This window comes from Ensifer sp. Root127, assembly GCF_001425225.1.
Taxonomy (GTDB): Bacteria; Pseudomonadota; Alphaproteobacteria; order Rhizobiales; family Rhizobiaceae; genus Ensifer; species Ensifer canadensis.
Genome location: NZ_LMDX01000017.1, coordinates 1 through 12,233, shown reverse-complemented (window position 1 = coordinate 12,233; position 12,233 = coordinate 1). Strand labels below are relative to the sequence as shown.

The 12,233-nt window shown below is 55.2% G+C and carries 8 protein-coding genes and 7 pseudogenes; 11 read left to right on the top strand and 4 right to left on the bottom strand.

The annotated features are described in order from the left end of the window. Positions 1-94 precede the first annotated feature (94 nt). Positions 95-434: pseudogene (locus tag ASD03_RS40000) on the top strand (transposase); the annotation flags it as partial. Between the two features lie 107 nt (positions 435-541). Here ASD03_RS40000 and ASD03_RS18830 read toward each other — a convergent pair. After that, a pseudogene (locus ASD03_RS18830) lies at positions 542-799 on the bottom strand (transposase); the annotation flags it as partial. Positions 800-862: 63 nt separating this feature from the next. Further along, positions 863-1,373: pseudogene (locus ASD03_RS18825) on the bottom strand (IS110 family transposase); the annotation flags it as partial. Between the two features lie 83 nt (positions 1,374-1,456). Between ASD03_RS18825 and ASD03_RS18820 the strand changes: the two are divergent. From ASD03_RS18820 to ASD03_RS18810, 3 genes and pseudogenes are all read left to right on the top strand, one after another. Next, positions 1,457-1,840 (top strand): annotated as a pseudogene (locus ASD03_RS18820) (IS110 family transposase); the annotation flags it as partial. Positions 1,841-1,931: 91 nt separating this feature from the next. Further along, a complete protein-coding gene (locus ASD03_RS18815) occupies positions 1,932-3,485 on the top strand; it encodes an ISL3 family transposase (RefSeq protein ID WP_057215304.1) in 1,554 nt (517 codons plus the stop codon). 67 nt (positions 3,486-3,552) lie between these two features. Continuing rightward, positions 3,553-4,344: pseudogene (locus ASD03_RS18810) on the top strand (IS110 family transposase); the annotation flags it as partial. A gap of 298 nt (positions 4,345-4,642) precedes the next feature. On the opposite strand, the pseudogene ASD03_RS41280 reads toward ASD03_RS18810, so the two are convergent. Next, positions 4,643-4,804, bottom strand: a pseudogene (locus tag ASD03_RS41280) (IS110 family transposase); the annotation flags it as partial. Between the two features lie 226 nt (positions 4,805-5,030). On the opposite strand from ASD03_RS41280, the gene rfbB reads away from it, so the two are divergent. The 6 genes and pseudogenes from rfbB to ASD03_RS39055 form a co-directional block, all read left to right on the top strand. Beyond that, positions 5,031-6,074 (top strand): dTDP-glucose 4,6-dehydratase, encoded by a 1,044-nt coding sequence (gene rfbB, locus ASD03_RS18800; RefSeq protein ID WP_057214903.1) that lies wholly within the window; start codon positions 5,031-5,033, stop codon positions 6,072-6,074. 90 nt (positions 6,075-6,164) lie between these two features. Next, positions 6,165-6,737, top strand: a complete 573-nt coding sequence (gene rfbC / locus ASD03_RS18795; RefSeq protein ID WP_057214900.1) for a dTDP-4-dehydrorhamnose 3,5-epimerase — start codon at positions 6,165-6,167, stop codon at positions 6,735-6,737. 17 nt (positions 6,738-6,754) lie between these two features. Then, the gene (gene rfbD, locus ASD03_RS18790; protein ID WP_057214897.1) at positions 6,755-7,636 is read left to right on the top strand and encodes a dTDP-4-dehydrorhamnose reductase; all 882 of its coding nucleotides are present in this window, start codon (positions 6,755-6,757) and stop codon (positions 7,634-7,636) included. 21 nt (positions 7,637-7,657) lie between these two features. Further along, entirely contained in the window at positions 7,658-8,524 is an 867-nt protein-coding gene (rfbA, locus tag ASD03_RS18785) for a glucose-1-phosphate thymidylyltransferase RfbA (protein WP_057214894.1), read from the top strand. Positions 8,525-8,701: 177 nt separating this feature from the next. Then, on the top strand, positions 8,702-11,203 hold the full coding sequence (locus tag ASD03_RS18780) for a glycosyltransferase (protein WP_057214891.1): 2,502 nt from the start codon (positions 8,702-8,704) through the stop codon (positions 11,201-11,203). Between the two features lie 73 nt (positions 11,204-11,276). Next, positions 11,277-11,391: pseudogene (locus ASD03_RS39055) on the top strand (transposase); the annotation flags it as partial. 141 nt (positions 11,392-11,532) lie between these two features. Here ASD03_RS39055 and ASD03_RS39710 read toward each other — a convergent pair. Then, positions 11,533-11,670 carry a hypothetical protein gene (locus ASD03_RS39710; protein WP_162250513.1) on the bottom strand — a complete coding sequence of 46 codons (138 nt, stop codon included), beginning with the start codon at positions 11,668-11,670 and terminating at the stop codon, positions 11,533-11,535. A 321-nt stretch (positions 11,671-11,991) separates the two neighbouring features. Between ASD03_RS39710 and ASD03_RS18775 the strand changes: the two genes are divergently transcribed. Next, on the top strand, positions 11,992-12,233 hold a 242-nt coding region (locus tag ASD03_RS18775; protein ID WP_156407983.1), incomplete at its 3' end, for a sigma factor-like helix-turn-helix DNA-binding protein.

Genomic DNA, 12,233 nt, shown 5'->3' with positions numbered 1-12,233 from the left:
CAAGTTGCTCGGAAACCTGTTCGCAGACCTACGCCAATTGGAGCAACGCATTGGCGACGTCACGAGAGAGATCGAGGCTATTGCGGATCGAGAGGATGTTGTCAGCGAGAAGCTCGATATCGTTCCGGCTCAGTTCCGGGTTCTGGTTGTTCGACGCCCGAAGTTGTCGTCGTTCAGGCCGCCGCTCCCGCCCGGCTGATCGAAGGTGGCATTCCAACGGAAGCAACCGTCGCCCAGGTGCTGGTCTCCAAATACGCTGATCACTTGCCCCTCTATCGACAGGCGCAAATCTACAAGCGGCAAGGGATCGATCTCGACCGCTCGACGCTCGCCGATTGGGTCGGTCGCGCCGCCTGGCACCTACGGCCAGTCATCAGCGACTGCTCGATGTGTTGAAAACATCATCAAAGCTCCGTGCCGACGAGACGACAGCACAGGCTGCAACCGCAGCCCACTCGCGAGAGGCCGGATACATTTATGCAACTGGAATCGTCATTTGCGATGTCGCGAACCCTTGCACGGACGGGGCGGACCATACATTCTTTCCCAAAAGGTCTTTTAAAGCAGCATTGTCGAGCATGGCATCCGCCAGAAGCCGCTTCAGCTTCGCGTTCTCGTCCTCTAGCGTCTTCAGCCGCTTGGCCTCGGACACGTCCATGCCGCCGAATTTGGCTTTCCACTTATAGATGCTGGCGTCACTGACACCGTGCTTGCGGCAAAGCTCCGAGACTGTCGTGCCTGCCTCGTGCTCCTTCAATATGCCGATGATCTGTTCGTCTGTGAAACGGTTGCGCTTCATTCTCTGGTCCTCTCAATGGGCCAGAGCTTACTTCAAAATGGATTATTTCAACGGGGCAAGGTCACCGCGCATCGCCTGGTAGGCGGCCACAACCGGGGCCATAGACCAGGATACCGCGGTTTCGACTACCAGCTTGGTCAGCCGATCTAGGCGCACGCCGGCGTCCTCGATGGCCTGGCAATATTCCGCCAGCAGGATTTGGTGGGCGGGATGATCGAAGGCCTGGCACGTCAGCCATCTTGTATGGGCGCGTCCATGGTTTGCGGCCGGTATAGATCCGGCCATGACGCAACAGGAAAGACCGCAGTTGTTGACGTGCCTGTTTCAGCGCGTCGCTGGCCGCCTAGCGCGCCCGTACCAGGTCGCAGATCGCCTCATGGCCTCCATCCGGAACCCAGACCGCGGTCAGCTCGCCCGCCCGGTGCAGACGCGCCAGGCTCATGGCATCCCGGCGATTTGTCTTCACCCGGTCACCTGCACGCTTGGGCACCAGGGACGGCGCCACGACCATGCAGTCATGTCCAAGTTCGATAATCTGACGGTAAAGACCGTACCCCGTGGGACCCGCCTCATAGATCCTATGAGGAGGGTGGATAGCGACCAGCGCTATGGCAAAGTGAGGTCGCTTAACCACAACACCCTACCTTGGAGGCAAGCATGCCTGTTGCAGCTCACCGATCCGAAGTGCCGACCGCTATCCGGACTGATCTTGGCGCAATCTTCGTCTCATTGGAATTGAGCCAATCGAAATGGCTTGTCACCTCGCTGTCGCCGGGTGGTGGCGACAAGATGTCTAAGCACGCGGTGGCCGCCGGCGACGTCGCCGGCATGCTGGCGCGTTTTGCCGAACTCAAGAGGAAGGCGCGGACGCGAACCGGCCGGTGCTTTCCGATCATTGTCGTCCAGGAGGCCGGGCTCGACGGCTTCTGGATCCATCGCGTGCTGGAGGCCGAGGGGATCGAAAGCTACGTCGTCGATCCGACCTCGATTGCCACCTCGCGCCGGCGGCGGCGGGCCAAGACCGATAAGATCGACGGCGAGGTGTGTTTCGGCGTGCAAATTTGGCTCTGACTCATTTTTGATGCAGTCGTAATGATGCTGTGTTGCTGGTTTCCACAAAGGAATCAGCATGATGAGCACGAAGCTCTGCGCTTCTGATTTGGTCCCGGCTGGCTTCATTGCTGAACGCATTACGCGCGTCGGCGATGAGACCTGCATCCTGCTTTCCCGAACCAACGCAACGGCGGCTTGTCCAGCGTGCGGACGAATGTCTCGAACGGTCCGAAGTCGCTATTGCCGCCAGGTCGCGGACCTTCCCCTATCAGGAAGGCGCGTCAGACTTCTCGTGCGGACTCGGAGGTTCGCTTGTGATGCCGTGCTTTGTGGGAGACAGATATTCGCCGAGCGGTTTGGCGATGTACTGCCGCCTTATGCCAGACGAACCGGACGCCTCGAGCATGTTGTCCATCACTTGGCCCTCGCGCTTGGTGGACGCCCGGCGGCCCGTTTTGCCCAACGTCTGATGCTTCCCGTCAGCAACGACACCTTGCTACGCGTCATCCGCAGGCAAGGCCTTCCGCCATCAGCCCCACCCTCGGTGATTGGCATCGATGATTGGGCCTGGCGTCGCAATCATCGCTACGGCACGATCGTGTGTGATCTGGAACGGCGGCGGCCGGTCAGTCTGCTGCCAGACCGCGAGCCAGCGACGGCGGAGGCTTGGCTGCGGCAGAACCCCCAAATCCAAATCGTTGCCCGCGACCGTGGCGGCGCTTACGGGCTGGCAGCCGCAAGGGCGTTGCCTGATGCCGTGCAGGTCGCTGATCGATGGCATTTGATGGAGAATGCCAGTCGTGCATTCCTGGACGCGGTCCGCAAATCGATGCGGCAAATCCGCAAGACGCTCGGTGCAACGCGCGTCGATCCGAAGCTGCTGACTGCGGCAGAACGCCTTCAATACGAAGGTTATCTCCGACGGGAGCAGACCAACGCGGCCATCATGGCGCTGTCGAAGGACGGCATGACGATCAAGGAAATCGTGCGCCGCACCGGTCATAGCCGCGGCTTGGTCCGCCAGGTGCTCAGAGGGCAACGAAACGATGTCTTTCGGTCCCGAGAAAGTTCGTTGGAAATGTATCTGGAATTGCTCGACGCACAATGGGCTGCCGGCAGGCGGAACGGCACTGAACTATGGCGGCGTTTGAGAACACAGGGCTTTCGCGGTTCGCGCCGAGTCGTGAGTGAATGGGCCACACGGCGGAAGCGGGCCGACAAGGCGGACGCGGATACGTTGACCCGCACTCCCTCCGCCAGGACGATTGCTCGCCTCCTAACAACCAACAGAGACAACTTGACGAAATCCGAAACCGTCACCATCGCCGCGATCGAAAGCGGCGTCCCGCTGCTCATTGCGGCTCGCGATATCATTACCGACTTCCATGTGATGGTTCGGCGCAAAATGGAAAGCCAGCTCATGCCGTGGATCGACCGCGCCCGAGACAGTCTGGTCGCCTCCTTTGGCAACGGAGTAGTGAAAGACATTAAGGCGGTTCGAGCGGCGATCGCCTCACCATGGTCCAATGGGCAGACCGAAGGGCAGATCACCAAGCTCAAGCTGGTAAAACGCCAAATGTACGGACGCGGAAAGCTCGATCTTCTTCAAGCCCGGCTGATCGGTGCGACATGAAAGTGATGCATCAAATCTGCGTCAGAGCCAAAATTGGATGCCGATAAGGGGTGAATTTTGGATGCTGATTGACAGCGAGGCGCTGGTGCGCGCGTTGCTCGCCTATAAGAGAGGCGAGCCGCGCGTCTGCGCCATGCTCCGGGTGCCGATGCCCGAGGAAGAGGACCGTCGCCGCCTCTCGCGTGAGCGCCAGGCCTTGACGAACGAGCGCGTGCGCCACGTCAACCGCATCAAGGGCCTGCTGTTCAGCCAGGGCGTATCCGACTACGAGCCGCTGCGCCGCGATCGACGCACGCGCCTGGAGGAGTGTAAGACCGGCGACGGCCGTCCGCTGCCGGCACATTTGAAGGCACAGATCGGCCGCGAACTCGATCGGCTGGAACTACTGCTCGAGCAGATCAAGGTTATCGAGGCGGCCCGCGACGCCATGCTCGCCGCCACACAGGTCGTCTCGCCAGCACCGGCGATGCTGCTCGCCGTGAAAGGCATCGGGTCGGAGTTTGCCGCCGTGCTCTGGTCGGAGGGGCTGTCGCGTCACTTCGACAACCGACGACAGGTTGCCGCTTATGCCGGCCTTGCGCCGACACCCTGGCAGAGTGGCTCGGTCGATCACGACCAGGGGGTCTCGAAATCAGGCAATCCAAGGCTGCGAACGACAATGATCCAGATGGCCTGGCTGTGGCTGCGTCATCAACCGCACGCGGCGCTGACCGTGTGGTTCAAGGACCGGGTCAAACAGAACGGCGGCCGTCTCAAGAAGACGACGATCGTCGCGCTCGCCCGCAAGCTGCTCGTCGCGCTATGGAAATACGTCAATGCTGGCGTCGTCATCGAGGGCGCGATTATAAAGACCGTCTGATCGGTTACCCGAACTGAATTCTGCAATCTTCCAGGACCCGATCAGTCCTGGCGGATCCGGGTGGACGAACCGAACTTTTGCTTGGCTCGAAATGAAATGCCGTCTCGTAGAATGGTCTCGTCCTCCTGAGCCCTTGTCCGCCGCAAGCGGGATGTTGGTGCCGCTGTTTCGAACAGTGAACCGTATATAAGTTGGATTTGGCTTGGCAACGAGCCGCGTCGCGCAATCGGGCTCAGACCATGGATGCCGCAATAACCGACGGTGCAAAAAATGTCACCCTGACGACAGTTCCGGCTGCGCGCTTGGAAAGCTTATTGACCATCGACGCCACTGATGTCGGCTCCGAGGAGATATCGCCGAAAAACCGCACCTCGCCGTTGCGTGATCCCTCGGCAATGGCCACCGAAATCTTCAACTTCGACGTATCCAAGCCGATGAAAATTACGCTACCGTCTTTCATGGTTCGCCCTCGCTAAGCACGGGGCAAGGTTCCGGCCTATCCAGAGCACCCCCCGAATTCAGCTTACCGCGGGGCGGGCCACCTTCACCCTACGAACATACGGTCTCTAGAAGGCTTAACAAGTTAAAATACGATCTAAGAAGATAGGACTTGACGAACGCTAGGGCGTTTTCTTTAAGCCAGGTGTTTGTCGATCGTTAGCGATCAAAAATGGAGAACTTGCCAAATGCGCGTTTTGGTAACAGGTGGTGCGGGTTTCATTGGATCGGCAGTGGTCCGATATCTAATTCTTGAAAAGAACTACGAAGTCCTCAACGTTGATAAGTTGACTTATGCTGGAACACTAACCTCTTTGAAGGCAGTGGCCGACAACCCGCGTTACCAATTCCTGCAAGCGGATATATGCGACGGACACGCGATTTCTCAGGCTTTGAGAAGCTTCAAGCCCAATCGTATCATGCATCTTGCCGCCGAAAGCCATGTCGACCGTTCAATTACCGGTGCGCGCGACTTTGTCGAAACGAACGTTCTCGGTACTTTTACAGTGTTGGAATGTGCCCGTTCCTACTGGCAGTCGCTACCAGCTTCAGACAGGTCTAACTTTCGTTTCCTGCATGTCTCGACCGATGAGGTCTACGGCTCGCTAGGCGACGACGGCCTTTTTGCTGAAACCACGCCATACGATCCCAGTTCTCCGTATTCGGCATCAAAGGCAGCATCTGATCACTTCGCCAAAGCTTGGGCTCGAACATATGGCATGCCTATTGTAACCTCGAACTGCTCCAATAATTACGGACCTTTCCATTTTCCTGAGAAACTGATCCCGCTGATGATCATCAGTGCGATCGAAGACAAGCCGCTACCGGTCTATGGTGATGGCGCCAACATCCGCGACTGGCTATTCGTCGACGATCATGCCCGCGCGCTGGATTTTATCGCCGCACGCGGCCGCATCGGCGAGACCTACAATGTTGGCGGTCGCAACGAACGACGCAACATCGATGTGGTGAAGGCGATATGTGCGTTGATGGACGAGATTCGCCCAGGTAGTATGCCGCGCGACCGGTTAATCACGTATGTGCAGGATCGCCCGGGACACGACGCACGCTACGCAATCGATGCAACCAAGCTTGAAAACGAACTTGGTTGGAAGGCTCATGAAACCTTTGAGACTGGCATCAAGAAGACTGTGCAGTGGTATCTTGAGAATGACTGGTGGTGGGCGCCATTGCGAAACAACTATAGCGGTGGCCGTCTCGGCCTCTTATAAGGCTGCACGAGAAGTCCCGCAGTCGGGGCTGGACCAATTCTAACCGTCCGTGTTAGGCTCAGTTTTAACAGAGTATTATAGAGTGTATTCATGTCATCGAGAGTTTTGCTGATCAGTCCGAAGCGTTTTGGGGACGATCGTGGTTGGTTTTCTGAGATTTATAGCAAGAAGACATTTTCCGAATTTGGTGTTCACGACGAATTCGTACAGGATAATCACTCCCTGTCAGCGCCGGTAGGTACCTTGAGAGGGCTCCATTTTCAGACACCTCCATTCGCGCAGGCCAAGCTTGTACGTTGCGTTCGGGGGAAGATTGTGGATATTGCCGTGGATGTTCGCCGCGACTCGCCAACCTTCGGCAAATGGGTGGCGGCGGAGCTTTCGGCGGAGAATGGCTGCCAACTTTTTGTTCCGGTCGGCTTCGCGCACGGGTTCATGACCATGGAACCTTCAACTGAAGTGACGTACAAGGTTACTAACTTTTACTCTCCAGCAAATGATGGTGGGATCCGTTGGGATGATTCAACGATCAATATTAGCTGGCCATTAGTGCAAGGCACTCGGCCCATTTTAAGTGTGAAGGATGAAGCGCTTCCGTTTCTTTCTGAGTTCGACAGTCCATTCCCGTATGATGGCACGCCGATATCTTTGCTAGAAATTTAACCGCGGCGAAATAATACATGCGAATTCTTGCTACTGGTGCGTCTGGTCAGGTCGGCGCGGAACTTAGCCAAATATCTTGGCCGGAGGGTGTTGAGCTTGTGATGGCTTCGCGAGCAGAGCTCGATTTGACTGATGTTGACGCGATCGGTGAATTCGTCTCAACCGGCGGCTTCGACGTGGTGATCAACCCGGCCGCGTACACTGCCGTCGACAAGGCCGAGGCCGATATGGTGGCTGCGTGGAGGGTGAATGCCCTAGCTCCAGCAGCGCTCGCCGAAGCTACACGAAAAGCTAGAATTCCCCTCTTGCATGTATCCACGGACTACGTCTTCGATGGCTTAAAGGTCGGCGCCTATGTCGAGAGTGACTGGATAAGCCCGATCGGAGTTTACGGCGCATCGAAAGCCGCTGGGGAGCTGGCGGTCCGGACCGGCAATCCGCGGCATGTGATCATGAGGACGTCTTGGGTGTTTTCGGCGAACGGGAACAACTTCGTCAAAACCATGTTGCGCCTGGCTGGGGAAAAGCAGCGGCTGCGCATCGTGGATGATCAACATGGTTGCCCGACCTCTGCAAAGGATATCGCCACTGCTCTCGCGACCATTGCTGTTCGCTTGGCCAGCGATCCCTCGTCGCCTTCGGGAACTTATCATTTTGCGAATAAGGGGGCCGTGACATGGTACGGCTTCGCGCAGGAGATCTTCCGCCAATTGGCGTCAACAGGTAATAAGGTGCCTGTTGTCGATGCAATTTCCACTATCGATTATCCAACACCTGCCAAGCGCCCCGCCAATTCAGTTCTAAATACCGAAAAGATCGTTCGAGATTTTTCGATCTGTCCACGTCCCTGGGATGTAGCCCTTGCGGAGACACTAGTTGAACTTAAGAACAGACAATAATCATTCCGCGGAGAAACTGCAATGAAGGGAATCATCCTAGCCGGTGGATCAGGCACGCGGCTTCATCCCGCAACGCTTGCTGTCAACAAGCAGCTTATCCCAATCTATGATAAACCGATGATTTATTATCCATTATCGGTCCTGATGCTAGCTCACATCCGGGAGATTCTCATCATATCCTCACCGGAATATATTGAAAACTATATGCGCCTGTTCCAAGACGGGTCTAACTGGGGCCTAAGTATCTCCTATGCTGTCCAACCGAGCCCAGACGGCCTAGCGCAAGCATTTACCATCGGGGGCGATTTCATTGGAGATGACAATGTCGCACTCGTGCTCGGAGACAACATCTTCTTCGGCGCCGGAATGCGAAGGCTCCTTACTAGCGCTCAAGACCGCCAAACCGGCGCCACCGTATTCGCCTACGAAGTCGATGATCCCGAGCGTTATGGTGTCGTTGAGCTCGATCCCGAAGGGAGGGCGGTTTCTCTTGAAGAGAAACCAAGGCTGCCCAAATCCCGCATGGCCGTCACGGGTCTGTACTTTTACGACAACAGGGTTGTTCAGTATGCGCGCGATCTGAAGCCTTCGGCACGCGGCGAGTTCGAAATAACCGATCTCAATCGGATCTACATGGAGGCCGGCGAACTCTATGTGGAACGAATGTCTCGCGGGTTTGCTTGGCTTGATACTGGGACGCATGATAGCCTTCTCGAGGCCTCTGAGTTCGTTCGGACCATTCAGCACCGACAGGGAACGAGCGTTTCGTGTATCGAGGAGATAGCCTATTTAAATGGCTGGATTTCACGAGAAAAGTTGCTTGAATACGGAACGCTATTCTCCAAGACGGCGTACGGTAAGAACCTCTTGAACCTAGCGAACAGTTGAGCGCTGGCGTGGCTGTGGAGGAGTGCAAGTGGGTCGGCCCGTAGTGCGGCTGGGCCTTTACGCTGGAACACTCCACTTTTTCGGCGCCAACTCATCGAATCAGTTATTGCGTTCCTTCAATTTTCTGAACTTATTGACGTTTCGACAAGGTCGTGTCGATTTGTCCGGAGGTGACTATTGCGATCGTTATTTGAGTTTGTCGGTATCAGCGTCTCCTCTCTTCAAACGCGCGCGGGGAAACCGGCCAAGGCAATTCTTAGTAAACTTGGCCTTCTACCGAGGCATACGAACCTTTGGGAGAAATACAAGTCCCTTCGAAGAGCCTTTCAGGCCAATCCCAATGAGCAGACAGCTCAGGCGTTGCAAGAATTGATTGGCACCACATCCAGCTTCAGAGATATCGAAGCTGCGATGAACGCGGAGTTTGACCTTCAGTTCTACCTCTCGTCAAACCCGGACGTACGATCTCATACAAAAGATGGCGACATTCACTATCTTCTTTGGGGTTGGAAGGAGGGTCGCAACCCGTCTAAGTTTTTCGACCATGGGTATTATTTACAGCAGAACAAATCAATTGCCGAACGAGAGTTTCCGCTTGCGCACTTTGTTATGAATGGGAAGAAATCCGGTGAAATCGCTAATGCAATTAGCGACAAATTGTGGTTCTCTCCTTACGTGCCTGATGAGGCTGCTTGGGCTAGTGTGGAGGCTGCAAAACGAACGCCACGTACCCGAGCGGTCGTGATCATTCCTGTTTACAAGGGGTATGAAGAAACGCTGACCTCCATATACCACGCGCTATCGTCCCGCGCTGGCCAATGTTATAGCCTCTTGATCATAAACGACAACAGTCCTGATGAGAGACTGACAGCTAAACTCTCTCAGCTCGCAAACAGCAATCTGTTCGACTATTTTGAGAGCGATATAAATAGAGGTTTTGTTCAAAGCATCAACTACGCTTTGCGGCACCTGTCGCACGATCTGGATGTAGTCCTTTTGAATTCTGACGCTTACGTTTTTACCGGCTGGTTCGACCGCTTAATTAAACATGCCGATCTTGACGCACGGATTGCCACGATTACCCCACTATCAAACAACGCTACCATCTGCAGCTATCCGCGAATCAACCACGACAACTACCACGCCTTGGAGATAGCGCCACAGCTCTTAGATCAGCTGGCCGCACAGTCGAATTCAGGCTTGTCTGTGGAAGCGCCCACGGGAGTAGGCTTTTGCTTCTACGTTCGAAGATCTGTTATCGACACAATCGGCATGCTCGACGATAGCACTTTTAAAGTTGGTTACGGCGAGGAAAACGATTTTTGTATGCGGGCTCTCAATGCCGGCTATAGAAACATCATCGCTGGTGATGTTTTCGTTTATCATACCGGCTCGGTCTCTTTCTCCAGCACGAAAGACGAAAATCTTGCAAGGGGCCAAGCCGCTTTGGAGTATAAACACCCAAATTATACTAGGCTGATCCGGAATCATATCGCTGCTGACCCCGAGCTGCATATGCGACGCAATTTGGATGCCACACGTCTAGCTCTCAGCTCGGCAGGATGCACATTGTTCATCACTCACAAGTGGTCCGGTGGTATCGATACCTACTTGGAACATACCCAGAAAATCCTTCGATCTCGAGGCAAGAAATGTGTCGTGCTGCGAGTGCATGACGTGAATTTTGCAACCGTTGAAGTGCCTGGCGACGGCGAACTATTCGTACCTAACTTGACAGACATAGACCTCAGAACCGAGTGGAAATTCTTGTTGCGGTTGATCAGAGATCTTTCGCCAGAGGTCTTCCATGTCAACAGTTTTGCTGGTCTGAGCTGGGAATGGCACAAGCAATTTCTTGAGGCTATTGTCTTTGCGAAATGCCCGATTACGTTCATCGGGCACGACTACTCTCCAATAAGTCATCATTATCAATTAATTCGACCGGACAATGTTTTCGCTGGTCTTCCAGACCTCACCGCACTCAGGCAGTGGAGTTTGATGACTGATCATTCCGGTAGTGTTGATGCTTGTGACCCCAAAGAGCGGTTGGACGTCTACGCTAGATTTTTCCAGAGTGTGCGCAACGTAGAGGTTCCTAGTGCTGCGGCAAGGGAGGTCTATCAACAAGCATTTCCATTCTTGAAAATTAATGTGGTTCCGCACGACGATCACTTGCCTGACACGACGATCGCCGTCAGACGCCAAGTGGACGGTATAACTCGGATAGCGGTTGTTGGCGCCATTGGGCCACATAAGGGCAGTGACGTTCTCGCTGGCCTGGTGGCTGATGCAAAAAACAAGGAATTGCCGATCGAATACCATCTGATTGGCTACAGCAATATCGACGATTACCTCGTGTCGCAGGGAATGATTGTCTGGGGCAGGTATGCGGCGGAGACGGACGCTATGGATCTACTTGACAGAATCAAACCCGACCTCTTGCTGATACCGAGTATTTGGCCGGAAACGTTTTGTTACACGCTCTCAATGGCTTTGAAGAAAAGGATACCACCGGTCGTTTTCAGCATTGGTGCTCAGGAAGAGCGTGTTTCTGAGATTGATTGGGGTGTTGTACTTCCAATCAATCTCGCATCCAATCCTACCGCTCTGTCGAACCAGCTGTTGTCAATTTCGATTGGCGATCTTTGGAATAGCGAAAATCGCGCCACTCAGCAGTAGTTTGGTAATCCTCCCGCGCATTAACCGGGTTCAAAAGTAGAATTTTCTCGGCAATATGATCGAGGAGATTTTGATGAAGACGAGCAGATTTAGCGAACCCCAAATCCTTGCGATCCTAGGCAGAAGGTGGTGTTCCAGTGCCTGAGCTTTGCCGGGAACACGGGATGAGCACGGCGTCCTTTTACAAGTTGCCTATCGCATCGAGCTCAGCGGCGAGAGTATGCGAAAACAGAAAGCCGTGACCACCGGTCAAGCAGCCCCGGCTTGACCGCGAAACGCGGTTCAGGTCAAAAACACATACGACCCAGGGGCACGCCAACTGTCCGGCTTCAAATCGGAATCGTGTCCGGCATGAGATTGGAATACCTGTCCGGCTTCAGATTGGAATAGCCGTCCGGCATCACCGGAATACGCAGCATTGAAACGCACAGCGCACCACCCCATCGCTCACCGATCTGCAGGGTCACACTGCCCAATCGGGCGGCATCTGAGCGCGAACCGCCGTCATAGTGCGGGTTTCGGTAAAGTCCGGACAGGGTTTCCGGTAATCTCCGGACACAGTTTTCAGTAATTCCCGGACAGTGATTCCGCTAAATCCCGGACAGTTTTNTGCGGGTTTCGGTAAAGTCCGGACAGGGTTTCCGGTAATCTCCGGACACAGTTTTCAGTAATTCCCGGACAGTGATTCCGCTAAATCCCGGACAGTTTTCCGGCGGCGGTTTGACGGTTGGTTCGCGGCTGCGCCGTCTTGTTGGTTAAGCCTCTCACGACAACGTTGAGAGGGGCCGATGCCGAGACGGAAGCAAGCAAGACGAACGACAGTGAGGGATATCCGGACCATTCTGCGCCTGACCCACGAAGAGGGTCTTTCGGTGCGCGAGATTGCCGAGCGGCTGAAGATCGGCAAGAGCTCGGTATCGACCTATTTGCTGCGAGCTCGGGAGGCCGGGCTTTCGTGGCCGTTGCCAGTCGGCGCGGACGAGGATGCAAAGCTGGAGCGGCGGCTGTTCGGCCGAGCCGGTCGACCGCC

Bases quoted from the DNA above. Each gene is read 5' to 3' on its own strand.
- ASD03_RS18815 (WP_057215304.1), top strand. From the start codon at position 1,932: ATGAGCACGAAGCTCTGCGCTTCTGATTTGGTCCCGGCTGGCTTCATT.
- rfbB (WP_057214903.1), top strand. From the start codon at position 5,031: ATGCGCGTTTTGGTAACAGGTGGTGCGGGTTTCATTGGATCGGCAGTG.
- rfbC (WP_057214900.1), top strand. From the start codon at position 6,165: ATGTCATCGAGAGTTTTGCTGATCAGTCCGAAGCGTTTTGGGGACGAT.
- rfbD (WP_057214897.1), top strand. From the start codon at position 6,755: ATGCGAATTCTTGCTACTGGTGCGTCTGGTCAGGTCGGCGCGGAACTT.
- rfbA (WP_057214894.1), top strand. From the start codon at position 7,658: ATGAAGGGAATCATCCTAGCCGGTGGATCAGGCACGCGGCTTCATCCC.